Consider the following 24,468-nt stretch of genomic DNA (forward strand, 5'->3'; position numbering starts at 1 on the left):
ATGCCACTCATCGAGGCACGGGAAATCAACAAGGTGTACAGGCTCGGCGATATCGATCTGGAGGCACTCTCCGATGTCTCTGCAACCATTGAAAAGGGGGAAATGGTCGCGATCATGGGGCCTTCGGGCTCAGGCAAATCCACATTCATGAATATCCTCGGATGTCTCGATACACCGACAGGCGGCCGGTACCTTTTGGAGAGTATCGATGTGGGCAAACTCGACAGGGACGAACTGGCAGGGATAAGGAACAAGAAGATCGGTTTTGTCTTTCAGGGCTTCAATCTCCTTCCAAGGACGTCTGCCATGGAGAACGTCCAGCTCCCGCTGTTATACAACGGACTCCCTTCAAAGCAAAGAAAGGAGCGGGCAATCGCAGCGCTCAGGAGCGTGGGGCTTGAAGACAGGGAGAACCATCACCCCAACCAATTGTCAGGGGGCCAGCAGCAGAGGGTGGCGATCGCGAGGGCGCTCGTGAATGACGCCCCCATCATCCTCGCCGATGAACCTACGGGCAACCTCGACACAAAGACGAGCAATGAGATTATGGAACTCTTTGTTAAACTGAACACGGAATCGGCCATCACCGTTATCCTCGTGACTCACGAACAGGACATAGCGGCGTTCAGCAGGCGGATCATCCGTTTCCTCGACGGCCGCATCGTGAGCGACAGGCCGGCAAAAGGATAAGAAGGATCATTGATGATAAATATCCCGGCGACGATACGGATATCCTTCAGGGCAATCAGGGTGAACAAGATGCGGTCCGCCCTCACCATGCTCGGAATCATCATCGGAGTCGGAGCGGTAATCGCGATGCTTGCCGTCGGCACCGGGGCAAGGGAACAGATATCGGCACAGATTGCGAGCATGGGAAGCAACCTCCTCATCGTTCTTCCCGGATCGACGACGTCGGGAGGGGTGAGAATGGGCTCGGGGACACAGCCAACGCTCACCACGGGAGATGCAGAGGCTATACTCAAGGAGTCTCCGGCTGTTGCCGAGGTCGCCCCTGTATTGAACGGGGTGGCCCAGATCGTGTACGGCCATCAGAACTGGTCTACGGTTGTAGTCGGCACGACGCCGGGTATGCTGGAGGTGAGAGACTGGCCGCTCTCTGCCGGCAAACCCTTCACCCAGCAGGACATAAACAGCGCTACGAAGGTCTGCCTGCTGGGGCAGACGGTTGTGGATAATCTCTTCGGGGACATGAACCCGGTCGGTCAGGTCGTCAGGATCAAGAAGATCCCCTTCATCGTAATCGGAGTCCTTGCAGTCAAGGGGCAATCTCCCCAGGGACAGGACCAGGATGATACCATATATATTCCTGTGACAACAGCCCAGAAGAAAGTGTTCGGAACGTCCTTCCCCGGCATGGTAAGGGTTATCATGGTCAAAGCCAGGAGCGCTGAAAACCTTGATACGGCAGAGAATCAGATAACAGAACTGCTCAGGCAGAGACACCATATCGGCCAGAAACAGGACAATGATTTTACGGTCAGGAACCTGACACAGATGATGCAGGCGGCGGAGCAGTCAACGAAGGTGATGACCCTGCTCCTTGGGGCTATCGCTTCCGTCTCTCTCCTTGTCGGCGGGATCGGGATCATGAACATCATGCTCGTTTCGGTGACTGAGAGGACCCGGGAAATAGGAATCCGGATGGCCGTGGGCGCAAAGACATGGGACATACGACTACAGTTCATAATCGAAGCCCTTTCGCTTTCCCTGATAGGGGGCGTCGCAGGCATTATCGCCGGCCTGACAGGTTCGAAGGCGGTCTCAATGATCGCAGGCTGGACGACGATAGTCTCTCTTTCGTCGGTCCTTCTCGCCTTCGGCTTTTCCGGCCTCGTAGGGATCTTTTTCGGGTTTTATCCCGCATACAAGGCATCTCTTCTTGACCCCATTGATGCATTACGGTATGAATAATGAGAAATGCACGGAGATTATAACGATGAGAGGAAGGAAACGACCATTATGAGGATAAGATTGAGGATAAGATCGTTCTTCATCTGCCTTGCCCTATTGGCCCTGGCGGTCTTGAGGACGCCCGACGCCGTCCTTGGTGCTGAAGAATCTTCTCCCCCCGATGAGCAGACAAGAGCATTCCGGGAAGATATGATACGAAAAGGCGAGCTCCTCACCCTTGAGCGGTGCATCGAGATCGCGCTTAAGCGCCAGCCGAACATCATCGCCGCCCTGTACACTGTGGACGTCAACAGAAACAGGGTGGGAGAGGCGTTATCCAACTATTATCCCCAGATTGAGGCAAACGCCTCCTACACCAGGCTCAAACCTTTTACGGGGACACAGAAACTTGTATCCACAGGACTTTCCGGGACATCCGTCAGCACTTCGACGGCTTCCTTTGATCAGTATAGCGGCACCCTCACCCTCAACCAGATTATCCACGATTTCGGAAGGACTTCGTCTCAGGTTTCGATCTCGAGGCTCAATCTTGCCTCCTCGGGAATGGACCTCGAAAATGTTTCTGAGCAGATCGTCCTGAACGTAAAGCAGACATACTACGCGGTCCTGCTGGCAAAGAGGAACAAGGCTGTGGCAGATGAGACGGTACAACAGTTCCAGCAGCACCTCGAACAGGCAAAGGGCTTTTATGAGGTCGGAACCCATCCAAAATTCGACGTGACAAAGGCAGAGGTTGATTTGAGCAATGCAAAGCTGAACCTCATAAGGGCTGATAACGCCGTAAGACTCGCAGTCGTAAATCTCAATAACGCGATGGGTGTGCCAGACGCTCCTGACTACATCCTTGAAGACAATCTTTCCTTCGAAAAATACGCAATAACCTTTGAGGGGGCCCTCTCGACAGCCTTTACGAACAGGCCCGACTTAAAGTCAATCATCGCAAAGAGAAAGGCAGCCGAGGAATCCATCGCCCTCGCCAGGGCGAATTATTATCCGACAATCTCGGGCAATGCTGCTTACAATGTATTTGGAACCGACTTTCCTCTCAGCAGCGGCTGGAGTATTGGGGCGGCGGTTTCATTCCCGATCTTCAGCGGTTTTCTCACCAAACATCAGGTGGACGAAGCGAAGGCGAACCTGAACGTCATCAAGGCCAACGAAGAGTCTCAGCGTCTGAGTATATTCCTCGATGTCCAGCAGGCGTACCTCAACCTTAAGGAGGCAGGGGAGCGGGTCCCGACAGCCGAACTCACCGTGACGCAGGCAAAGGAGAACCTCGATATCGCCAACGGCAGATACTCCGCGGGAGTCGGAAGCCCTATAGAGGTCACGGATGCACAGGTCGCATACACCAATGCAGAGACTGCCTATAGTCAGGCCCTCGCTGATTATAAGGTTGCCAAGGCCGCTCTCGAAAAAGCGATGGGGAGCAGATGATGGAATATAAGAGAAAGCACATAACGGCTCTCTTCTCTGGTCTCATGATATTCGCCCTCTTTTCCCTTGTTGCATGCACGGACAAGAAGATTAAACAGGAGACTCCAAAAGCGGTTCCCATTAAGGCAGCTCTTGTTAACCAGAAAACGGTGCCTCTTCAGATCACCGCCATCGGGAATGTCGAACCCTTTTCCTCTGTAGCGGTCAAGGCCCAGGTCGGCGGCGAGCTCAGACGGGTCCACTTTAAGGAAGGTCAGGACGTGAACAAGGGCGACATGCTCTTTACCATCGACCCCCGTCCTTACGAAGCTGCGCTCATGCAGGCTGAGGCAAACCTTGCCCGCGACTCCGCACAATTGGAAAACGCCCGTCAGGAGGACCACAGGTATGAGGAACTGGTGAAGAAAGGCTATGTAGCGCAGTCGCAATTCGACCAAATCCGCACCAACTATACCGCCCTTGAGGCGGTGGTCAAGGCTGACAAGGCGGCCATCGAGAATGTGCGGCTCCAGGTCGGATACTGTTTCATCCGCTCCCCTCTCACAGGACGGACCGGCAATCTCATCTCCTATGAGGGAAATCTGATCAAGGCTAACGCAGATACGGCCATGGTCGTCATCAATCAGATCCAGCCGATCTATGTCGGGTTTTCAGTACCGGAAAAATACCTCGGTGAGATAAAAAAGCGCATGGCCTCAGGAAAGCTGGGCATAGATGTCTTTATCTCGCCTGAGGACAGATCGCCGGTTCAGGGTGTGCTGACCTTTATCGACAACACCGTCGACACTGCAACAGGGACGATAAAACTCAAGGGCACCTTTACAAACCAGGAGAAACGTCTCTGGCCTGGTCAGTTCGTCAATATTGTCCTGACACTCGCCGATCAGCCGAATGCAATTACCGTCCCGACGCAGGCGGTCCAGACAGGCCAGAGTGGTCAGTATGTCTATGTTATAAAGCAGGACCAGACTGTCGAGATGCGGCCTGTCGTTGTGGCGAGGACCTTTGGCAGTGAGTCCATTGTCGAAAAGGGTCTGCAGTCTGGCGAGAAGGTCGTGACTGACGGCCACCTCCGTCTTGTTCAGGCCTCGAAGGTAGAGATCAAAGGCGAAGGGGAAGGCGGCAAGAAATGAATATCTCGGAGCTCTTCATCCGCCGTCCAATCATGACAACCCTCGTCATGCTCGCTATCCTCATCTTCGGTATCGCAGCATACCGTCTCCTTCCCGTGAGCGACCTCCCCAATGTCGATTTTCCTACGATCCAGGTGACAGCCGGTCTTCCAGGCGCCAGCCCGGAGACCATGGCCTCTGCCGTGGCCATCCCCCTTGAGCGCCAGTTCTCAACCATCGCAGGACTCGATTCGATGACCTCCACGAACGGTCTCGGCAACACGATGATAACACTCCAGTTCAGCCTCAGCAGGAACATCGACGCAGCGGGACAGGACGTTCAGGCGATGATCGCCAAGGCGATGAAACAACTCCCTCAGAATATGCCGAGCCCTCCGACATACAGCAAGGTAAACCCCGCTGACCAGCCGGTGATCTACCTCTCGCTCAGCTCTGCCTCGCTCCCCCTTTCTCAGGTTAACGAATATGCGGACACCTTCATGGCCCAGCGCATATCCATGATCAGCGGTGTCGCCCAGGTCCAGATCTTCGGGGCCCAAAAATACGCAGTACGCGCCCAGGTAGACCCCCGCGCCCTTGCAGGAAGAAAGATCGGGATCGATGAAGTCGGCAGCGCCCTCGAGCGGCAGAATGTCAACCTTCCCACAGGCACCCTTGAAGGCAAGCAGCAGGCCTTCACGATCCAGGCCACCGGCCAGCTCTTCACTGCCGCCGATTACCGGCCCCTCATCGTTGCCTACCGAAACGGCTCTCCGGTGCACCTTGAGGAGATCGGAAGGGTTATCGACAGCGTCGAAAACAACAAGGTGGCGAACTGGTACAATAAGGACCGGGCAGTGGTCCTGGCCATTCAGCGACAGCCCGGTACGAATACGGTGGAAGTCGTAGACAGTATCAAGAACCTCATTCCCGTATTTCGCTCTCAGATGCCGCCTTCCGTGGAACTCAACGTCCTGTATGACCGTTCCGTCTCGATTCGCGAGTCCGTCAGGGACGTTAAATTCACCCTCGTCCTGACCATCTGCCTTGTGGTGATGGTGATCTTCCTCTTCCTTCGCAACCTCTCTGCTACGATCATCCCGAGCCTTGCCCTTCCCTTCTCGATCATCGGTACCTTCGCTGCCATGTATCTCATGGGATTCAGCATCGACAACATCTCTCTCATGGCCCTCACGCTCTCCGTCGGGTTCGTTGTCGATGACGCAATTGTCATGCTCGAGAATGTCGTGCGCCACATGGAACACGGCGAAGGGGCACTGGAAGCAGCCCTCAAAGGCTCAAGGGAGATCGGCTTCACCATCCTCTCCATGACACTTTCTCTCGTAGCTGTCTTTATCCCAGTGCTCTTCATGGGAGGGATCCTTGGCAGGCTCCTCCATGAATTCGCCGTGACGATAAGCATGGCGATCCTCATATCAGGTCTTGTTTCCCTGACACTCACCCCTATGCTTTGCAGCCGCTACCTGAAATCCCCGGGTGGGGTTCAGCATGGCCGCCTTTATCTTCTTATGGAGCGTTTCTTTGATGGGATGCTCCATACTTACGAAAGGACACTGAAAATCGTCCTCCGTCACCGCCCTGCTATGCTGATTGTTACTGCAGTCCTTACTGTCGTGACAGTCTGGCTCTTCACGAAGATGCCCATGGGGTTCCTGCCGACCGAAGACACGGGTTCCATCTTTGCCTTTACCGAAGCGGCCGAGGGCATCTCCTTTGAAGACATGACAAGACACCAGAAGGAACTGGCTGAGATCGTCTCAAAGGAGCCAAATGTGGACTCTTTCATGTCAGCCATCGGCGCGAGCGGCATCAGTGTTGCGAACAATACAGGCCGTATCTTCATGCGCTTAAAACCCCGGGACGAGCGCAGAATGAGCGCAGACGAGATCATCCAGAAGTTGCGTCCCCAAGTTGCCACCGTGCCGGGCATCCGCATGTTTATGCAGAATCTCCCGGCCATCAGAATCGGAGGCCAGCTGACAAAGAGCCAGTACCAGTTCACCCTCCAGAGCCCGGATACCGATCTCCTTTACAAGTCAGCCACTGAACTGGAGAACAAGATGCGCGGCCTCACGGAGCTCCAGGATGTTACCAGCGACATGCTGATCAAGAGTCCCCAGGTGAATGTGGAGATCAACAGGGACAAGGCCTCTGCCCTTGGTTTGACCGCTGATCAGATCGAGGACGCCCTCTATTACGCTTACGGATCACGCCAGGTCTCGACGATTTATGCTCCGAACAACCAGTACCAGGTCATTCTTGAACTGGACCCGAAATACCAGAGTGACCCTGCCGCGCTCTCGATGCTCTATGTCCGTTCCAACTCAGGGCAGCTCGTTCCGCTGAACACCGTGGCGAGCCTCACAAGGAGTTTAGGACCATTGACGGTAAACCACCAGGGCCAACTCCCTGCAGTCACAATCTCATTCAATCTCAAGCCCGGGGTCGCCCTCGGCGATGCGGTGAAGATTGTCGGAAAGGTCTCCCGTGAAACCCTGCCCCCGACTATCAGCACGAGTTTTCAGGGATCGGCCCAGGCCTTCCAGTCCTCCATGCAAGGACTCTGGATCCTCCTCATCATGGCGATCCTCGTCATCTACATAGTGCTCGGCATCCTTTATGAGAGCTTCATCCATCCCCTGACGATCCTTTCAGGTCTCCCCTCGGCAGGCTTCGGCGCCCTCGTTACCCTCATGGCCTTCAACAAGGACCTGAACATTTATGCCTTTGTCGGAGTGATCATGCTCCTCGGAATCGTCAAGAAGAACGCCATCATGATGATCGACTTTGCCCTCGAAAACCAGCGTACCGAAGGGAAATCACCGCTCGAAGCGATTTACCAGGGCTGTATCATCAGATTCAGGCCCATCATGATGACGACGATGGCCGCACTCATGGGAACCCTCCCGATCGCCCTCGGCTTCGGCGCCGGCGGTGAATCGAGAAGACCCCTCGGCCTTGCAGTGGTGGGCGGATTGCTAGTCTCCCAGCTGCTTACGCTCTACATAACACCCGTTGTGTACACTTACATGGACGCCTTCCAGACATGGCTGGGAGGGAGGAAGAACATTCCGGTCCCGGCTGAGGAGGGTTAGTCCCCCCCGACGGCATCTATATTACGGCGCATTACAAAGAGACCCAGCTGGAAAAGACAAAGGTCGGGCAGAAGGTGGAGATAAAAGTCGATACTTATCCCGGCAAGAAGTTCAAAGGAACGGTCGAGAGCATTATGGCAGGAACAGACTCTGTCTTCTCCCTCTTCCCTCCTGAGAAAGCAAAAGGGAATTTCGCGAAGGTAGTTCAGAGGGTGCCCGTAAAGATTATTTTTGATAAAGACACGGACAAGGAGCATGTTCTAAGGAGATGAGATCGAAGATGTGGCATTTGATGACGAGCCGTGGATAAGAAAAGGCCGCGGAGGGACGCGTTACATGCTTGGTTATGCGGTAGCGGGCCGTTATCTTTTTGTTGTTTATCTGTTGAAAGGAAAAGGCATTGCGAGAGTAATTATGCAATGGATATGGACGAGAAGACAAGGAAGATGTACAAGAAAAGGGGCAAGTGATGAAGAAACTTCCAGAATTTAAGACAGAAGAGGCAGAAATAAGATTTTGGGAAACGCACTCGATTGCCGACTACTGGGATGAGCTTGAAGAAGGCAGGGAGATTTTTAGGAGACCCAAGCTTACTCCGATTACCCTGAAGTTCGACCCGCTCGTGCTGAAGAAGATCAAAATGCTTGCGCGCAAAAGGGGGATTTCCTACAATGCGTATATACGCTATTTGGTCGCCAAAAGCGTTGAGAAGGAAATGCTTCCCGCAGGCCGCTAAAGATATAGCGGGGATACGGCCCATCGCATCCAAATCACGCAAGATTGGCCGCTTATCGACCGGCCTCTGGCATGTCCGTGGTGCCTGCCATTCTGGTCGGGACGTGAAGGCACTGTGTTAATCGGAATTATGCCCGCTCCATCTTGGGAGCATTCGGCGTCTTGCCTTCGCTTAAAATCTCACCCTTGATTCCGACAACAACTTCCTTATAGGGGATGTCCTTCCCTGATGCCTTCAGGGCCTCTTTGACGAGATAAGCCAATCCGCCGCAGCACGGGACTTCCATTCTGAGTATGGTTATGCTCTTCACCGAATTGACCTTGAAGAGCTCCGTAAGCTTTTCATAATAGTACTTCGAATCGTCGAGTTTCGGGCACGCTATAAGGAGTATCTTACCCCTGATGAAACGGCTGTGAACATTGATCGTCGAAAATGCCGCGCAGTCCGCTGCCAGGAGGAGATCTCCATCCTTGAGAAAGGGCGCGTTCGTCGGGACTAGTTTCAACTGTATAGGCCAGTTCATCAGCTGAGGTTTCGTATCACCCTCATCCTTGCTGACATCAGTCTCAGCCTTCTGGGAGAAGTCGACAGCCCTTGTACCGGGGCATCCTGAAAGCTCCTCTTTCGGGGTTTTTATTTTGTCAACATGTATTTCTGTTGCTTTCTCGTCAAAGGGGTCGGCTTCCCTCTGCACAATCCTGAGAGCGCCCGTAGGGCATCCGCCAATGCAGGCGCCAAGCCCGTCGCAGTATATCTCCTTCACAAGCTTTGCCTTGCCGTTCACGATCTGGAGGGCAGCCTCCGCACAGTCGACAATGCACTGACCGCATCCGTTGCACTTCTCTTCATCGATCTCTATGATGTTCCTTATTGCCATTCCCACAATCCTCCTCGACGAGATGTCTTGTACCTCCAGTATAAACGATCTCCTTTCGGTGATCCATAACAGCGGTCATATCGTATTGAGCGGGAGCATCGACTCCTGATAGACTACGGCATGGACGACTGGAAGGGAAACATATACTTTATCCTCGTGGAACCGAGGGAACCCGGCAATATCGGCGCCTCTGCAAGGGCGATTAAGAATATGGGATTCAGAAACCTCTGTCTTGTGAAGCCTCAGGCCGGGATGTCGGAAGAGGGGAGATGGTTCGCCCGCAATGCCCATGATGTCCTTGACTCTGCAGAGAGGTTTTCTTCGCTCGAAAAGGCGATGAGAGACAAAGCGCTCGTAGTGGGAACGACCCGGAGGACAGGGAAGAGACGCGGCGTGATACTCCCTGTCGAAACAGGGGCGTCAAGGATTTACAACGCCGCAAGAAACAATAAAGTCGCCATACTCTTCGGGAGGGAGGCGAGAGGACTCTTCAACGCCGAGGTTGACGAGTGCGGTTTTATGATCACCATCCCGAGCAGCGCAATGCAGCCTTCCCTCAATCTTGCACAGGCAGTCCTCATCATCGCATATGAACTCTCAAAATGCGCGCAAGTGCTAAAGAATGAAACCGGCAAGGGCCGAAAGAGAAAGCCGGACAACTCGACACTGAAAGATGACCTGATTGCTCATGGAGAGGTCGACCGGTTATACGCGAGGATCTCAGGCGTGCTGGAGCTCCTTCAATACATTCCGAAGGGCGACAGGAATCTCAGGGAAAAGATCATCGCCAACCTGAAGCACTTCATCGGCAGGGCAGGCATTACCGAGTGGGAGCTGAACATGCTTCACGGCGTCTGCACCCAGATCAAGAAGAAGATCGGAGAGAGGTGAATGGAGAGAGCGCCGCGTCTAGCCCGTCCCCAGAGCCTTCGCTTGCTGAATTGTGTAACGCTGATATTGGAAGCATTTGCTTTTTTTACTGTATAATATATCAATTTCTTCATGGATGTCTTTTTACTATAGAACGGTACCTCTAAGGTGGTGGCGCAGAACGATGTTCTCCTTCAGACTCTTTTGTGCATAACGCTCGTTGCTGAGGGGGATGAAGTTTATGCTGCGTTAATGAACATGAGGAGGTTTCTCGTTAGGTGAGCGGATTACCTGGGCGCAATCGGGCAGAAGAGAATCTACTCTTCACCCAGTTCGCGGTCGATCACGCGGTTGACGGCATTACCTGGATAGGAAAAGACGGGCGTTTCAGGTATGTCAATGATGCCTTCTGCCGGTCTCTCGGTTACTCGCGGGATGAATTATTGTCCATGACGGTTCACGATATCGATCCACATTTTCCGAAGGAGCGATGGGTCGCCCATTGGGAGGAGCTAAGAAGGCTCGGGCGCAGCGTCATTGAGACCGTCCATCGGACAAAAGACGGAGGGGAAATCCCTGTCGAAATTGCCGTCAACCATCATGAATTCGGCGAGGAAGAGTACCATTGCTCTTTTATCCGCAATATCACAGAACGTAAAAAAGTGGAAGAGGCGTTGAAGAAAGCCAGGACCACGGCTGAAGATGAGAAGGCGAAGACAATGTCCATTCTTTCTGCCATCGGTGACGGTATCAGCATTCAGGACAGGGATTACAGAATCATATACCAGAATCATGCTGCTAAGAAGCTTGTTGGAGATCACGTTGGAGAATACTGTTACAAGGCGTACCAGGGCAGGGAGAGCGCTTGTGAAGGCTGCCATATCGCCATGTCCTTTGGAGACGGAGACGTCCATAAGAAGGAGCAACACAGAGTCACCGATGAGGGAATGCGATACTATGACATCATCTCATCTCCCTTGAGAAACTCAGCAGGGGAGATCGTAGCATGCGTCGAGGCGGTCAGAGACATAACCGAGCAGAGGAAGGTGCAGGCTTTGATTTCCTCGGGCAAGAAGCAGTGGCAAGAAACCTTTGATGTGATCAACGACGCAATAACGATTCATGACAGGGATTTTACGGTCATACGAGCGAATAAGGCCGCCCAAGCAATACTCGGATTGTCATTCAGAGAAATCATAGGACAGAAGTGTCATCGACTGTATCATGGATTGGATTCTCCCCCGGAAGGCTGTGCCAGTTGCCTCTCTTTGAAGACAGGCAAGCCCTCCACCTTTGAGACCTTTGAACCCCACCTAGGCAAATATCTTGAGATAAAGGCATTTCCGCAGGTGGATGAAAAAAATGAAGTCGTCAGGTTGGTGCATGTTATAAGGGACATCACAGAGCACAAGAAGATGGAGACAGAGGTATTGAAGGCTCAGAAACTCGAATCGATCGGCATCCTTGCCGGGGGAATAGCCCATGATTTCAACAATCTCCTTCAGGCAATGATGGGAAATATTTCCCTCGCCAAGATGTTGACGAATCCGAAGGAAAAGACGTTCCCTCTCTTGGAAGAAGCAGAAAAGGCGTCCGAGCAGGCAAAGGAATTGAGCTACAGGCTCCTAACGTTCAGCAAGGGAGGTGACCCTGTACGATGCATAACCCCTGTGGAAGACATCCTCAGGGAATCCGTCAGCCTCTGCCTGAGTGGATCGAATGTTGCCGCCAAACTGAGTCTTCCTGAGGACCTTGATCCTGTTGAGGTGGACAGGGGGCAAATGAACCAGGTCTTCAACAATCTCTTCATCAACGCGAAAGAGGCGATGCCCGAGGGTGGGACAATTGAGATCAGCGCGGCCAATGTCAGGATAACGGGACGCACCGAAGTCCCTCTCAAGGAGGGGCAGTATGTGAAGATCTCTGTGAAAGACTGTGGCACCGGTATCCCCGAAGAGCATCTCCCGAAGATCTTCGATCCCTATTTCTCGACCAAGGAAAGGGGAAGCGAGAAAGGCATGGGACTCGGTCTCGCAATCTGCTACTCAATCATTGCGAAACATGGAGGACATATCGCAGTCGAATCCACGGTGGGAGTCGGCACCACATTCCGTATCTATCTCCCGGCCAGTGCGAAGAAGACCGCAGGAGGGAAACCAGGGATACAGGGAGGTCTCCCCGCTGGCTTGGGACGGGTCTTGTTCATGGATGACGACGAAAGGGTGAGACGGATAACCGGCGCCATGTTGCAGCAAGTGGGATATGCCGTTGAGTTTGCGAGGAACGGGGAAGAGGCTATTGAGCGGTACCGGAGAGAGAAGGAAGCAGGGAAGAGGATTGATGCGGTAATTCTCGATCTCACCGTGCAGGGTGGCATGGGTGGAGAGAAGGCTCTCAGGAGACTCCTTGCGATAGACCCTGAGATAAAGGCGGTTATATCGAGCGGCTATGCTGATGACCCTGTCATGAAGGACTTCAGGGCTTACGGGTTTGTGGCTGCCATAGCAAAGCCCTATACCGTCGAAAAGCTGAGGGAACTTCTCGGAAAACTCTAATTTCATAGAGACCCATTGTTTCTCCCTTGGGACGGCGGCCCTGGGCCATGGGCGCGCATTGACGGCAGGCCCATTTCTCCCTTCGAGCCCCCGCCTGCGCCAGAAACCCGAGACCAGGTGATCCTGATCTTCCCCGCTACGAATTCGTATTAGATATGCTACAATACGCCCATGGAAAAGAGGAGTTCCAGGAGAATAACGGTCAACCTCAGGGCAGAGCGTATCTCCGGAGACCAGAACTACACGGTCTTCCTTGAAAACGTCTCAGAGAACGGCATCCATATGATAACAACGCCTGCAGATATCCACAAGAAATATGCTCCCGGCACAAAGGTCGTCCTGAAATTCCGCCTCCCCTCGGGAGAGGTCCTCAATCTCGGATGCAGAGTGCGATGGGCCCATTACAGGATCCCTCCTGACAAATCAACCGACAGCATAGGCCTCGAGATCATCGAAAAGCCAGAGAGATACGTCGAATTCGTAAGATCACTCCATCAGCCTTCGCCGCACGATATCAAGACCCGCTAAGACATGCCGGATATCCTCAAAAACATCATCTCTGCCTTTATTCCGATCTTTGTGGCCATCGACATCTTTGCCGTTCTTCCGATATTCATATCCATGACTGAAGGGATGTCGCACGAGAAGATCAGGGCCGTCGAGAGGGACTCCGTCATCACCGCCATTGTCGTCGGTCTCAGTTTCACGGCCTTGGGAGAAGCCATATTCAATACGCTCAGCATAACCGTAAACGATTTCAAGATTGCCGGAGGCTTGGTGCTCCTCATCTTTGCGGTACTCGACCTCATGGGACATACGGGAACGAGGCAGCAGCCTGCAGGGAAATGGGGTGTTGTACCGATGGGAGTTCCGCTCATTGTGGGACCTGCGGTCCTGACCACGATCCTCGTCCTCATTGACCATTATGGGATCTTCGCGACCGTCGCCTCCTTCGTCATAAATCTTGCCGTCGTCTGGATTGCGCTAAGGTCCGCTCAGAAGATCGTCCATATCCTCGGAAGGGGAGGAATCCTGGCAGTCTCCAAGATCATGGCGCTTCTCCTCGCCTCAATAGCGGTCATGATGATCCGCCTCGGCATCGAGAATATTGTCAGGGGCCATGCCATGTGAGGGGTTGACTTTCTCGTTTCGCGATGGTATAAAAAAACATCCTGTTTTGCAGGTTTCATTTTTCATCCCTTTTATGAGGCGCCAACGCGGCTCTCATAGGGAAAAAGGAGGAAGTAAGAAGCATGCCGTTCGAAGGGAAAGTCAAGTGGTTTAATGAAACTAAGGGGTATGGTTTCATCCAGCAGGACAACGGACCGGACGTATTCGTCCATTATTCGGCAATCTCTAATGAGGGGTTCAAGACCCTTGCCGAAGGCCAGAGGGTCCAGTTCGATGTCGTTGAAGGAGACAAGGGACTAAAAGCAGCAAATGTTATGAAGATATAGTAACATTTGAACAACGACGGGTGAGGAGATCATGAACTTCTCACCCGTTTTTTATTGGAGGGGATCATGATCCTCGGCATAATCTCAGACTCGCATGACGACATGGCATCAATAGCGTGGGCCGTCGATCTCTTCAATGCCAGGGGAGCTTCTCACGTCATTCATGCCGGAGACATCATCTCACCCTTCACCTTCGAGGTCTTCCGGGAACTGGTCTGCCCATTCACGGGCATCTTCGGCAACAATGATGGCGACAAGCTTCTCCTGAGGGAGAAATCCGGCGGAACTATTCATAAGCAGCCTTACATCATGACGCTCCAGGGAAAGAAGATCGTTATCCTCCATGAACCCGATCTCGTTGCGGCCCTCGGGGAAAGCGGAGACTTCGACATCGTCATTTATGGGCATACGCACAGGCCCGACGTGCGAAAGATGACCAACGTCCTTGTCGTGAACCCCGGGAAACTCGCGAGACTCAACAAGGGGAAAGCGACCCTTGCCCTCCTCGATATGGATTCGATGGAGGCGGAGATTATCACGCTTCCATAATGCGTGAATCCGCTTTTCTTGTACGACTCTCCTTACGCAATGTCTCAGTGCAAATAGATGTCTTGTCCGGCCTTCTCTTCTTGTAAGAGCACAGGGCTTTATGGTAATCTCATCCTCAGCAACGGAGGTCTCATGGTAAAGAACGACAGGTGGATACGGGAGATGGCCTCAAAGGGGATGATAACGCCCTTTGAAGAGCGGCAGAAACGTGAAGGAGTAATATCTTCAGGCGTGAGCTCCTACGGCTACGACATGAGGATATCCGATGAGTTCAAGATCTTCACGAACATCAATACGACGATCGTTGATCCCAAGGACTTCGACCCTAAGAGTTTTGTGGACTTCAAAGGTGACATATGCATTGTCCCTCCCAACTCCTTTGTCCTCGGCTCTTCTGTCGAATACTTCAGGATCCCCAGGGATGTGATTGTCATCTGCCTCGGGAAGTCGACCTATGCGAGGTGCGGGATGGTCGTTAACGTGACCCCCCTTGAGCCTGAGTGGGAAGGCCATGTGACGATCGAGATATCGAACACGACGCCTCTCCCCGCAAAGATATATGCAAATGAAGGTATCGCCCAACTCCTCTTTCTGACGGGCTCGGAGGTCTGCGAGACTTCATACGCAGACAAGGCAGGGAAGTACCAGGCACAGAGGGGCATCACCCTGCCGAGGATGTAGCGTGCCGGCAAAGGAGAAGATCATCCTCGCCCTCGATGTTTCCGACGGCATGCAGGCCATCGAGCTTATGGAGACCTTCAGGGACCATGTGAACATATTCAAGGTGGGCCTCGAATTGTTCGTCTCCGCGGGATCCGGTATTGTGGACGAGTTCCATAAGAGAGGGAAAAGGGTCTTCCTCGATCTCAAGTTCCATGATATTCCGAACACTGTTTCCAGGGCAGCGATGGCAGCAACAAGGCTCGGCGTATTCATGTTCAACATCCATACAACGGGCGGCCTTGACATGATGAGGAGATGCAGGGAGGCTGTTGTTGAATTGTGCCTGAAAGAGAATATCGAGAGGCCGAAGATTCTGGGAGTAACGGTTCTTACCGGACTTACCCAGGATGCACTCAGAAATGAACTCGGCGTCCAGCACAGTCTGAAGACCCATGTAAAGCACCTTTCAAAATTGGCTCATGAAGCTGGTCTTGACGGTGTTGTGGCGTCAGGCCATGAGGCTGCGTCGATACGGGACCATCTTGGCAAGAAATTTCTCATCATCACACCCGGGATCAGGGCATCCTGGAGTCCTCCCGACGACCAGAGGCGGACTGTTACGCCCCGCCAGGCAATCAGGGAAGGCGCCGATTATCTGGTCCTCGGGAGGACGGTCTTCAATCAGCCCGATCCCCTGAAGGCCCTCGAGTTGATCACGACTGAAGTCCTCACCGCGTAACCATGCAGGACAGCGCCTTTGCCCCTTCGGTAACAAAAGAAGAGTTCCTCGCCCTTTGCGGCAGCGGACCGGTCCCTCCTCTCTATGTTGAGATACCCTATCTCGCTCCTGAACAGGCATATCCCCTCTTTTCAGGGCCTGAATCCTTTCTCCTCGAAAGTGTAAAAGGACCGGAAAAGATCGCACGATACTCCTTCCTTGGCTTCGAACCCTCCATGACCTTCAAGGTCAAAGACGGGATTGTTGAGATAGCGGCTGAGGAACAGTCATCACTGTCAAGGGAGAGGCCCCTGAAGAGCCTTAACCAGATCCTCCACAGATATCTCCAGAAGCCCCTGCCCGAACTTCCACCCTTTCAGGGTGGCCTCGTGGGGTTCTTGAGCTATGATTTCGTCCACTATCTCGAGAGGCTTCCGAAGACTACAGCCGACGATCTCAGAATCCCCGATGCCCATTTCTTCATCATCGACCGGCTCATCGCCTTCGACCATATCGGGAGGAAGGCATGGATCATTGTATGTCCGGGAGCGAGAAGCGCTGCAAGGGACCGTGCCCAGTGGTATGAAGAAGCAGAAGATGCCCTTGCCCGGATAGGGAAAACGCTTAGTGCGGGCAAGGAGAGAAAGAGATCAGGAAAGGCACGTCTGGTACCTCCAAAGATCGAGCTCCTTCACGAGATGAAGAAGGAACAATACCTGGACATGGTGAGGAGGGCAAAGGAGTATATTGCGGCAGGAGACATCTTCCAGGCAAACCTCTCACAGAGGGTCTCAGCCTATGTGGGAGGACTGGAGCCGTGGGATCTCTATATGACCCTCAGGACAATAAACCCCTCCCCCTTCGCCGGGCTCATCGATTTCGGCAGCTACTCCATCGTCAGCTCGTCCCCTGAGAGGCTGGTCCGTCTGAAGGACTGCGTGGCAGAGGTCCGGCCCATAGCCGGCACAAGACCGAGGGGTAAGGACATGAAGGAAGACAAGAGGATGAGAGAAGAATTGCTCTTGAACGAAAAGGAACGGGCCGAACACATCATGCTCATCGACCTCGAGAGAAACGACCTCGGTAAAGTCTGCGACTACGGAAGCATAGAGGTCGATGAACTGATGATAACCGAAGACTACTCCCATGTCATCCATATCGTTTCGAATGTGCGCGGGGTGCTTGCCAGGAACAAGACGGCCATCGATGTCATTCGTGCGGTCTTCCCAGGTGGCACCATCACCGGTGTTCCGAAGGTGAGGTGCATGGAGATCATCGATGAACTGGAACCGGTCCGGCGGGGCCCCTATACCGGCTCCATGGGCTATGTCGGGTTTTCAGGAAATATGGACCTGAACATCATCATACGGACCTTTGTAATCAAGGACGGATATGCGTATGTTCAGGCAGGCGCAGGCATTGTTGCCGATTCAGACCCCGAGCGGGAGTTCCACGAGACCCTCAAGAAGGCCGAGGCCCTCATAAAGACCCTGGAACGCATAAAGATCTGAACCCCGGGGCACGCGCCAAGGATCTCGGTCTCACTGCCCTATCAGGTTAGAGTGGGTCGACTGTCTGTTACTGGTCTACTTCAAGCTCCCTGAGCCTGATTTCGACCCTCCTGTTCTGGGCCCTCTGCTCGGGTGTGTCATTGGGGGCGACAGGACGGTGATCGGCATTCCCTTTGATCGAGAGATGGGACGGATCAATCCCATGGACACCGATAAAGTACCTCAGGACACTTGCGGCACGGGCGACAGATAATTCCCAGTTCGAGGGGTAGAGCCGACTCTTAATCGGGACGTTGTCGGTATGGCCATCAATCTCGACTGCATAGGAAGGATGTCTCCTGATAATCCCGGCAATGTTATCGAGAACCGGACCAGAGTCTTTCAGGATCTCAGCCTCTCCCGGTCTGAAGGTGACGTTCTCCTTCATGGTAATAACAATCCCTTTCCTGATTGTCTCGACTGAAACATCCTGCTCCATCTTGAGGTCCCTGATGAGGGAATTCATCTCGCTTCTCATCTTTTCAGCTGCCGCCGGGAGGGGTGTCTTCAGCCCCGTCTCTGCTAATGGAACCTCCGCAGAACTGTCTTCTCTAATCCTTTTGTCCTTGCCCGCATTCTTCGTCATCACAAAGGACATGATGAAGAACACAAGAAGAAGGGACAGCACGTCGCTCAGCGTGATGAGCCAGTTGCTGTCGCTGTCAAGAGACAATTCCGAACTCTGGACCGATCTGGGGTGGAGGGAGGGGTAAACACCCGTCCTCCTATTCGGCTTGCTGATTTCGCAGGTCGAGCTCTTCATAATATACGCTAGGCCCCGCTAAGGCTCTTGGTCATGGAGAGCTCAGTCCCCGCACCCTGGAACGTGGTTCCGCCCGCATCACTGCACCCTCTCATCCTCTCTTCGATCCTCAGGGGATGTTCCATGTTATTCATTGCCACGACTCCCTCGATCGTGATGTACATGAGTGTCTCGGAGTCTGTGGTCCTGTCCTTCAGTTTCGCGGACAGGGGAAGCATGAAAAGGTTCGATAGTACCACGCCGTAAAAGGTGGACATGAGGGCAACAGCCATAAGAGGAGCGATGGTATCAACAGACTGGAGATGCTTGAACATCTTGATGAGACTTATGACCGTACCTGCAAGGCCAAAGGACGGCGTGAGACGGGCAGCGGTCTTCAGCATGTTCTGACTGCAGCGGTGATTCACAATCTTGATGGCCATCTCCCGCTCCATGATATTCCTTATATCGTCACTCCTGTGGTGGTTTATGATGAGGTTTACGCCGAGACGGAGGAAATCGTCTCTTGTTGCCTTCATCCTTCTCTCGATGCCGCGGATATCGGCCTTCCGGTAGATCCGTGCAATCTCGAGGGTCTCTTTTATCAGGGTCTCCCTGTCGGTTCCGCCGGTAAAGGTATCGATGACGTCACGGACGGTCTCACGGATCCTCACAAAGGGAAAACCGATGAGGAGTGCAACAAGGGTCCCGCCGATAACAATGAAGATGGCGTCCGGGTTCAGGAGCATGGTTACGCCGATGTCCCTGAATATGGTCACAAGAAAGGCCAACACGCCGGTTATCAACGCTGCTCCTACGATGAGATTCATGCCAATCCTCCTCGATATGTTCTTCGATCCTGCCTGGGGCAAAGCAACTGACATGCCAGAAAACGGGACAGAAGCGTGAGGCACACCATGAGGAATAACGGGCAGTTAGCTGCTCCCGATAAATGACGATGGAGATCAGGAGAGGAAGAATTTTCCCGGCAGACAATTTTTTCCTGTATGGAGCAGAAGCAGAAAGACCCGATTCCCGATGAACGGAGGGGACACTGGACTTGGCGCCGTCTTCATCCTTCAGAAGCTCCCAGATGTATTCCTGCACCTTTAGCCGAACCATATCCTCTGATACCTCAAGTACGTCGCACTTGACGACATCGCCTTCTCGGTGATACCCTTTCTCATTGGAAAAGGCCTTCTTATGAAACTCGGCATTCTCGTAAACACCGGCAGGAACCTGAAACACATCATAGGGTTGACAGAGGCTGCTGTCAGGAAAGGGCACGAAGTGATGATATTTGCCATGGATGACGGGGTAAGGTTGTTCCGCGAGCCGGACTTTAAAACGTTATGCGGGCTTGACAACGTCTCTATGAGCTTTTGCGATCTCAGCACCGGTGTCCTTGACGTGCCGAAGGAAGGGATACCCGATGAGATCATCTGTGGCAGCCAATACAACAACGCGGTCATGAACCACGATGCCGACAGGATCATCGTTCTCTAGAGGCAAGCGGTGAAGGTCCTCTACCTTATTCAGTCGTCCCTCGATGAGACGGCAGAGGCAATCATGGCCGTCCAGAAGAAAGGACATGATGTGAAGGTTATCGACCTCTCAAAAGGAGATCTCTCCTATGACGCTGTCATTGAGGAGATCTTCGGTCATGACAGGGTAATATCATGGTGAAAGGGAGCAATGAATAGGATGATGAGGGAAGGATAGATATTGAATTGTTGCGTTCGTTCACTATAGAATGAACGCACAAACGGAGGTGGCGGTGTCTCTGGGGTAAGGGAAAGCACGACGTGAAGATACACGATCAAGCCGCTCATGTCGCGTCCGTCCAGACCGTAAACAGGAGGTGAAGCCATGACCTAGTTCATATCTCTCTTCCGAAAGCCGTTTCCTGCATTCAGAAATGAGAAAGGGAGGAGTGTATGGATGAAAAACGTATCGATGAAGATAAGCTGTCCGAGGGAAAATGCGACTCCCCTGCAACCTGCGTGGTGGAGCCCAATAAGGGGATAAGCGAAGACTGGCTGTCTTTCTGGCTCGCCATGTTCATCTTTGTGGTTTCCCTTGTTTCCTTTGCCGGTGTGAACGTCTTCGGATGGGCCATATCCACCAACGTATGGACGGATATTTCGAAAGCTATGTCGCCCGCCTCGGCCGATCTGAAGCCCTTGAAGGGGGAAATAGCGAAGATTGAAGGGACCAAGATCACCATCAAAAAGGCTGACGGAAAAGAAGAGACCCTGACCGTAAAAGATGCTGCCCGGCTCAATGTGGGGGACAAGTATGAGAGAAAGGGGATGTCCGGCGTCATGTCGCTCGCACTGACCTATCTCTTCATGCTTGTGCTGATGACAGTGGGCGCAGTGCTCCTGCGCGCCCAAGTCGGGAAGTTCATCGTCGGCTTCACCATTGTCTTCTGGCTCAGTTACGGCTGCTGGATCATAGGCCATTATGCCTATATAGCAGCGACGGATGCCGGCAAGGCAGGGATCCCCTGGTCCATGAAGCTGACGGGTGAGGCAGGATTCATTGTTGCCCTCCTGGCCGGCCTCTTTATCGGCAACTTCATGCCGGGAGTTGCGAATCTCCTGAGGGAAGCCGTAAGGCCCGAGCTCTATATCAAGACCGCCATAGCCCTCATGGGGGCCCTGCTCGGTCTGAAGTCTGCACAGGCCTTCGGACTTGCATCGGCAGTGCTCTTCAGAGGGCTCTGTGCCATCATTGAGGCATACCTCATCTACTGGGCACTCGTGTACTTTGTCGCCAGGAAATACTTCAGGTTCAGCAAAGAATGGGCGGCACCCCTGGCGTCGGGGATATCGATATGCGGCGTCTCGGCGGCCATAGCGACGGGTGGCGCCATAAGGGCGAGGCCGGTGGTTCCGATCATGGTATCGTCCCTCGTCGTTGTCTTTGCTGTTATTGAGCTCATCATACTACCCTTTATGGCCCAGGCCTTCCTCTGGCAGGAGCCGATGGTGGCAGGCGCGTGGATGGGTCTGGCGGTGAAGACCGACGGCGCAGCCTTTGCAAGCGGCGCCGTTGTCGATTCCCTTGTGCTTGCGAAGGCCCAGGCAGAGGCAGGGGTGAAGTATGAGAGCGGATGGTTGCTTATGGCTGCCTCGACAACAAAACTCTTCATCGATATCTTTATCAGCATCTGGGCCTTCATTCTTGCCTATGTATGGTGCGCAAAGATAGAATGCAAGCCCGGCGAAAAGGTACAGGCCGGAGAGATATGGAGGCGGTTCCCGAAGTTCGTTATCGGCTACGCAATTACCTTTGTTGTTCTTCTCATCATCGCGGTCGCTCCGACTGCCCAGATCACCCCTGCCGAGAAGGAGATCAAGGGATTGAAAAAGGAGATCGCTGCTGCTGAGAAACAGGTTCCGGCAGTCACAGAACCGGCGCAGCTGGCAGGGCTTAACGAGAAGACTCAGGCTGCGAAGCAGCGGATCAAAGACATCGAGGCCCAGATCAAGGAGCCAAAGAAGACCATGGCAGCGGCAAGGGATGCGACAGACGGAAGCAATGCTTTCCGGGTAATGTTTTTTCTCGTGACGTTTTTTACCATCGGCGTTGTTTCCAATTTCAAGAAGCTCTGGGAAGAAGGGATCGGGAAACTGGCGGCGGTCTATCTCCTCTGCCTTTTCGGGTTCATCATCTGGATCGGGCTTGTGATCTCGTGGATATTCTTCCACGGCGTAAAACCGCCTATCGTGGCGGGTTAGAAAGAAAGGATCGAGGTATGGCAGACCAACCAAAATTGGCAGAAGAGTTGAAAAAGATGGAGTATGAGCCTTTGCTTCCCGTGGAAAAGAGGCTCATCGGGTGGAGCATCGTCCTGGGGACCGTGCTCCTCGGGCTCCTCGTCTGGATAAGCTACACCTTTTTCCCGAGCGGACATTGACACTTCCATCAGGAGAGAGGAAGGCCCTGGCTCGGAGATTCATCCGGGGCCTTCCTTTCTCCTTCCTCTCTTGTGATAGACTATAGCATGCGGGACGAAAAGGGGCAGCTCCCCTTCGATACGAGATTGCTCAGTGAAGCCATCATCGAGCTCAATATCTGCCGCCGCAATGTCTCTATCTATCCGAGAGAGCATCCCGCAGTCGAACGGTCTCTGGACCGCGTCTTCGAATTTATCCAGAAGCTTTTTGAACTGAGGGACGAGATCACCCTCGCCGTGGCAGGAGATGTCCTCATTGTCGACGATTTCTTTCTTGACAAGAAGAACCCTGTCTACCGGGAGTTTGCCCTTCATATGAACAGGATGAATATCGCCTCGGTGACCTTCATCACCGGCCTCACGCGAGAGGAACTCTATGAGTTTCACTTCCTTCTTTCGGACGAGGCCAAGGATTTCGGCCCCGACGACGTGAAAGGAAGATTGCGGGAGCGCAAGGTGGCCCATATCAGGATAGATTTCGTCGATTACAGGGCTTTCGCCCTCCGCGAAGGACGGACCGAGACGGAAGCCTTTGGCAGGCACCTCTGGGACCGTTATGTCCATGCCCTTCTTCAGGGTACATTACTGACGGACGATGTGTCTGATGCTGTTCACGATATCCCTCCCGATGAGCTCGCAAAGGTCATCAATAAGACGGCTTCCGGTGACCTTTCCGAGGAGAGCTATGACAGGGTCATCATCTCCTACCTGAAAAGGTCAATGGAAAGAGTCTTTTCGAGCGCCGAACTCAAGAGGGTGATGGACTTCATCAGCGGGCTGAGACCCGACTTAAAGAAGCAGTTTCTTTCCTCTTCAGTCAATGCCATCTCACGCGATATGGAGTCTGCCCATGAGGCATTGAAGGGTCTCCCTGTCGAGGATGTCATAAACATCCTCGCTAAGATCAATGAGCAGAACGTCGCCGTCCCCGAAGTCCTGAGGAACCTCCTCGAAAAATTCTCGGAGATCGAGACCGGAGCTGTTGAAGACCTTACGTTCAGAGGCAACCTTATTGCCGATGACGTCTTCCTTTCATCTGATGTTATGGATCTTCTCGTCGGCCATGATTTTGAAAAGTTTGTGACCCGAACCTATCAGAGCGAAATCGAGAAGATCATGCGGTTCAATGTTTCACGGCTCGCCGGAGAGGGGCTGAAGGAGCTTGAGAACGAATGCAGCGAAGAGAATATGGAGAAGGCCTTTCATGCCTTGATCCGGGAACTCCTCGTGTCCAAAGTCGTTACGGAAGAGGAATACCGCTACTTCATCGATACCTTGTATGACCAGGCAGAGGAGTTCATCGGAACCGGTCAGTACGGCGCGGTTCTGAAGACCCTCGGAATTCTTGAAACAAACCATGGGGAAGGCATTTTTCCTGACCTGACCTCGGGGGCCCTCGCACATTACCATACTCCTGAGTTTATCGCGCAATTCACCGATTCACTGAGGATGGTAGGGAGGCAGGCGAGGGAGGAGGCCCAGGCACTCTGTGATCATTACGGCGATGAAATACTCCCCGCCCTCTTTGATGCCCTTGCCGAAGAGAAATCTCAGGCGTTACGAAGTTTTTTTATCAGCCTCATTACCCATTTCGGCCCGAAGATCGTTCCTGAGGCGATCAAGCGTCTGAACGACAGCAGATGGTATGTGAAGAGGAACATGCTCTTGATCCTGAGCGAGTGCGATGAAAATCCCGGGCTCTATGCGCTACCCTATTGCCACCATGAGAACGTTCGAGTCAGCTTCGAAGCGATCAAGTGTCTCCTGAAAGCCGGTGACAGACATGGCCATCCCTCGCTGAGGGATTACATGCGTCATGAATCAAGAGAGGTCGTTGAACAGGCGATTCTTCTTTCCGGGGTCTACCGGGTGAAGGAATTGGTTCCTGACCTGCTTCAGATGCTCAGGAAAAAGGGAGTGAGCGGCGCCGACTTCTATGAGAAGATACGGGTCGTAAAGGCCCTCGGAGATATCGGCGACGCCCGGTCTATCCCTGCGCTCAGGGAGGTCCTTTCGATGAAGAGCATTCTCTTTAAGGGGACCCTCGACGATCTGAAAGGAGAGATTTACAAGACACTGAAGAAATATCCCTTTGCCCAGGTCCGGGACCTTGTGGAGGCCGGTACAACCTCTAAGAACGACACGATTCGGGAAGAGTCCCTGAAGCTTAAGAGGCTCGGGCAGGAATGA

At 53.2% G+C, this 24,468-nt stretch carries 24 protein-coding genes; 21 read left to right on the plus strand and 3 right to left on the minus strand.

Annotated features, from left to right (window positions below):
• The 7 genes from VFG09_11845 to VFG09_11875 all read left to right on the plus strand — a co-directional run bounded on the left by VFG09_11845 (nucleotide 1) and on the right by VFG09_11875 (nucleotide 8,333).
• Nucleotides 1-690 (plus strand): ABC transporter ATP-binding protein, encoded by a 690-nt coding sequence (locus tag VFG09_11845; GenBank protein ID HET6515845.1) that lies wholly within the window; start codon nucleotides 1-3, stop codon nucleotides 688-690.
• Between the two features lie 12 nt (nucleotides 691-702).
• Nucleotides 703-1,932, plus strand: coding sequence for an ABC transporter permease (locus VFG09_11850; GenBank protein ID HET6515846.1), 1,230 nt, complete (start codon nucleotides 703-705; stop codon nucleotides 1,930-1,932).
• Nucleotides 1,933-1,938: 6 nt separating this feature from the next.
• Nucleotides 1,939-3,369, plus strand: a complete 1,431-nt coding sequence (locus VFG09_11855; GenBank protein HET6515847.1) for a TolC family protein — start codon at nucleotides 1,939-1,941, stop codon at nucleotides 3,367-3,369.
• Nucleotides 3,366-4,502: an efflux RND transporter periplasmic adaptor subunit gene (locus tag VFG09_11860; GenBank protein ID HET6515848.1), complete on the plus strand. Its 1,137-nt coding sequence runs from the start codon at nucleotides 3,366-3,368 to the stop codon at nucleotides 4,500-4,502. Before VFG09_11855 ends, VFG09_11860 begins: the two co-directional genes overlap by 4 nt.
• Complete coding sequence (locus tag VFG09_11865; protein ID HET6515849.1) at nucleotides 4,499-7,597, plus strand: multidrug efflux RND transporter permease subunit; 3,099 nt, start codon at nucleotides 4,499-4,501, stop codon at nucleotides 7,595-7,597. The genes VFG09_11860 and VFG09_11865 overlap by 4 nt, the downstream gene beginning before the upstream one ends.
• 20 nt (nucleotides 7,598-7,617) lie before the next feature.
• Nucleotides 7,618-7,869 carry an HlyD family secretion protein gene (locus VFG09_11870; GenBank protein ID HET6515850.1) on the plus strand — a complete coding sequence of 84 codons (252 nt, stop codon included), beginning with the start codon at nucleotides 7,618-7,620 and terminating at the stop codon, nucleotides 7,867-7,869.
• A gap of 197 nt (nucleotides 7,870-8,066) precedes the next feature.
• Entirely contained in the window at nucleotides 8,067-8,333 is a 267-nt protein-coding gene (locus VFG09_11875; GenBank protein ID HET6515851.1) for a CopG family antitoxin, read from the plus strand.
• A gap of 127 nt (nucleotides 8,334-8,460) precedes the next feature.
• On the opposite strand, the gene VFG09_11880 is transcribed toward VFG09_11875, so the two are convergent.
• Nucleotides 8,461-9,210, minus strand: coding sequence for a 4Fe-4S dicluster domain-containing protein (locus VFG09_11880; protein HET6515852.1), 750 nt, complete (start codon nucleotides 9,208-9,210; stop codon nucleotides 8,461-8,463).
• Between the two features lie 120 nt (nucleotides 9,211-9,330).
• Between VFG09_11880 and VFG09_11885 the strand changes: the two genes are divergently transcribed.
• From VFG09_11885 to VFG09_11925, 9 genes are all read left to right on the plus strand, one after another.
• The gene (locus VFG09_11885; GenBank protein HET6515853.1) at nucleotides 9,331-10,101 is read left to right on the plus strand and encodes an RNA methyltransferase; all 771 of its coding nucleotides are present in this window, start codon (nucleotides 9,331-9,333) and stop codon (nucleotides 10,099-10,101) included.
• 257 nt (nucleotides 10,102-10,358) lie between these two features.
• Nucleotides 10,359-12,635: a PAS domain S-box protein gene (locus tag VFG09_11890; GenBank protein ID HET6515854.1), complete on the plus strand. Its 2,277-nt coding sequence runs from the start codon at nucleotides 10,359-10,361 to the stop codon at nucleotides 12,633-12,635.
• A gap of 171 nt (nucleotides 12,636-12,806) precedes the next feature.
• On the plus strand, nucleotides 12,807-13,163 hold the full coding sequence (locus VFG09_11895) for a PilZ domain-containing protein (protein HET6515855.1): 357 nt from the start codon (nucleotides 12,807-12,809) through the stop codon (nucleotides 13,161-13,163).
• A 3-nt stretch (nucleotides 13,164-13,166) separates the two neighbouring features.
• The gene (locus VFG09_11900) at nucleotides 13,167-13,766 is read left to right on the plus strand and encodes a MarC family protein (GenBank protein HET6515856.1); all 600 of its coding nucleotides are present in this window, start codon (nucleotides 13,167-13,169) and stop codon (nucleotides 13,764-13,766) included.
• A gap of 122 nt (nucleotides 13,767-13,888) precedes the next feature.
• Nucleotides 13,889-14,092, plus strand: coding sequence for a cold-shock protein (locus VFG09_11905; protein ID HET6515857.1), 204 nt, complete (start codon nucleotides 13,889-13,891; stop codon nucleotides 14,090-14,092).
• A 66-nt stretch (nucleotides 14,093-14,158) separates the two neighbouring features.
• A complete protein-coding gene (locus tag VFG09_11910) occupies nucleotides 14,159-14,641 on the plus strand; it encodes a metallophosphoesterase (GenBank protein HET6515858.1) in 483 nt (160 codons plus the stop codon).
• Between the two features lie 132 nt (nucleotides 14,642-14,773).
• Nucleotides 14,774-15,322, plus strand: coding sequence for a dCTP deaminase (gene dcd / locus VFG09_11915; protein ID HET6515859.1), 549 nt, complete (start codon nucleotides 14,774-14,776; stop codon nucleotides 15,320-15,322).
• Between the two features lies 1 nt (nucleotide 15,323).
• Entirely contained in the window at nucleotides 15,324-16,043 is a 720-nt protein-coding gene (gene pyrF / locus VFG09_11920; GenBank protein HET6515860.1) for an orotidine-5'-phosphate decarboxylase, read from the plus strand.
• A gap of 2 nt (nucleotides 16,044-16,045) precedes the next feature.
• On the plus strand, nucleotides 16,046-17,533 hold the full coding sequence (locus VFG09_11925; GenBank protein ID HET6515861.1) for an anthranilate synthase component I family protein: 1,488 nt from the start codon (nucleotides 16,046-16,048) through the stop codon (nucleotides 17,531-17,533).
• A gap of 67 nt (nucleotides 17,534-17,600) precedes the next feature.
• Here the strand turns inward: VFG09_11925 and VFG09_11930 are convergent, their stop codons facing one another.
• Together VFG09_11930 and VFG09_11935 are read right to left on the minus strand one after the other, a co-directional pair.
• The gene (locus VFG09_11930; GenBank protein ID HET6515862.1) at nucleotides 17,601-18,335 is read right to left on the minus strand and encodes an OmpA family protein; all 735 of its coding nucleotides are present in this window, start codon (nucleotides 18,333-18,335) and stop codon (nucleotides 17,601-17,603) included.
• Between the two features lie 8 nt (nucleotides 18,336-18,343).
• Nucleotides 18,344-19,144, minus strand: coding sequence for a MotA/TolQ/ExbB proton channel family protein (locus VFG09_11935; protein ID HET6515863.1), 801 nt, complete (start codon nucleotides 19,142-19,144; stop codon nucleotides 18,344-18,346).
• A gap of 373 nt (nucleotides 19,145-19,517) precedes the next feature.
• Between VFG09_11935 and VFG09_11940 the strand changes: the two genes are divergently transcribed.
• From VFG09_11940 to VFG09_11960, 5 genes are all read left to right on the plus strand, one after another.
• On the plus strand, nucleotides 19,518-19,820 hold the full coding sequence (locus VFG09_11940; GenBank protein HET6515864.1) for a hypothetical protein: 303 nt from the start codon (nucleotides 19,518-19,520) through the stop codon (nucleotides 19,818-19,820).
• Nucleotides 19,821-19,829: 9 nt separating this feature from the next.
• Entirely contained in the window at nucleotides 19,830-20,000 is a 171-nt protein-coding gene (locus VFG09_11945; GenBank protein HET6515865.1) for a hypothetical protein, read from the plus strand.
• 251 nt (nucleotides 20,001-20,251) lie between these two features.
• On the plus strand, nucleotides 20,252-22,060 hold the full coding sequence (locus VFG09_11950; GenBank protein HET6515866.1) for a putative sulfate exporter family transporter: 1,809 nt from the start codon (nucleotides 20,252-20,254) through the stop codon (nucleotides 22,058-22,060).
• 17 nt (nucleotides 22,061-22,077) lie between these two features.
• Nucleotides 22,078-22,239: a hypothetical protein gene (locus VFG09_11955; GenBank protein ID HET6515867.1), complete on the plus strand. Its 162-nt coding sequence runs from the start codon at nucleotides 22,078-22,080 to the stop codon at nucleotides 22,237-22,239.
• A gap of 87 nt (nucleotides 22,240-22,326) precedes the next feature.
• A complete protein-coding gene (locus VFG09_11960) occupies nucleotides 22,327-24,468 on the plus strand; it encodes a hypothetical protein (protein HET6515868.1) in 2,142 nt (713 codons plus the stop codon).

This window comes from Thermodesulfovibrionales bacterium, from assembly GCA_035686305.1.
In the GTDB taxonomy this organism is placed as follows: Bacteria; Nitrospirota; Thermodesulfovibrionia; order Thermodesulfovibrionales; family UBA9159; genus DASRZP01.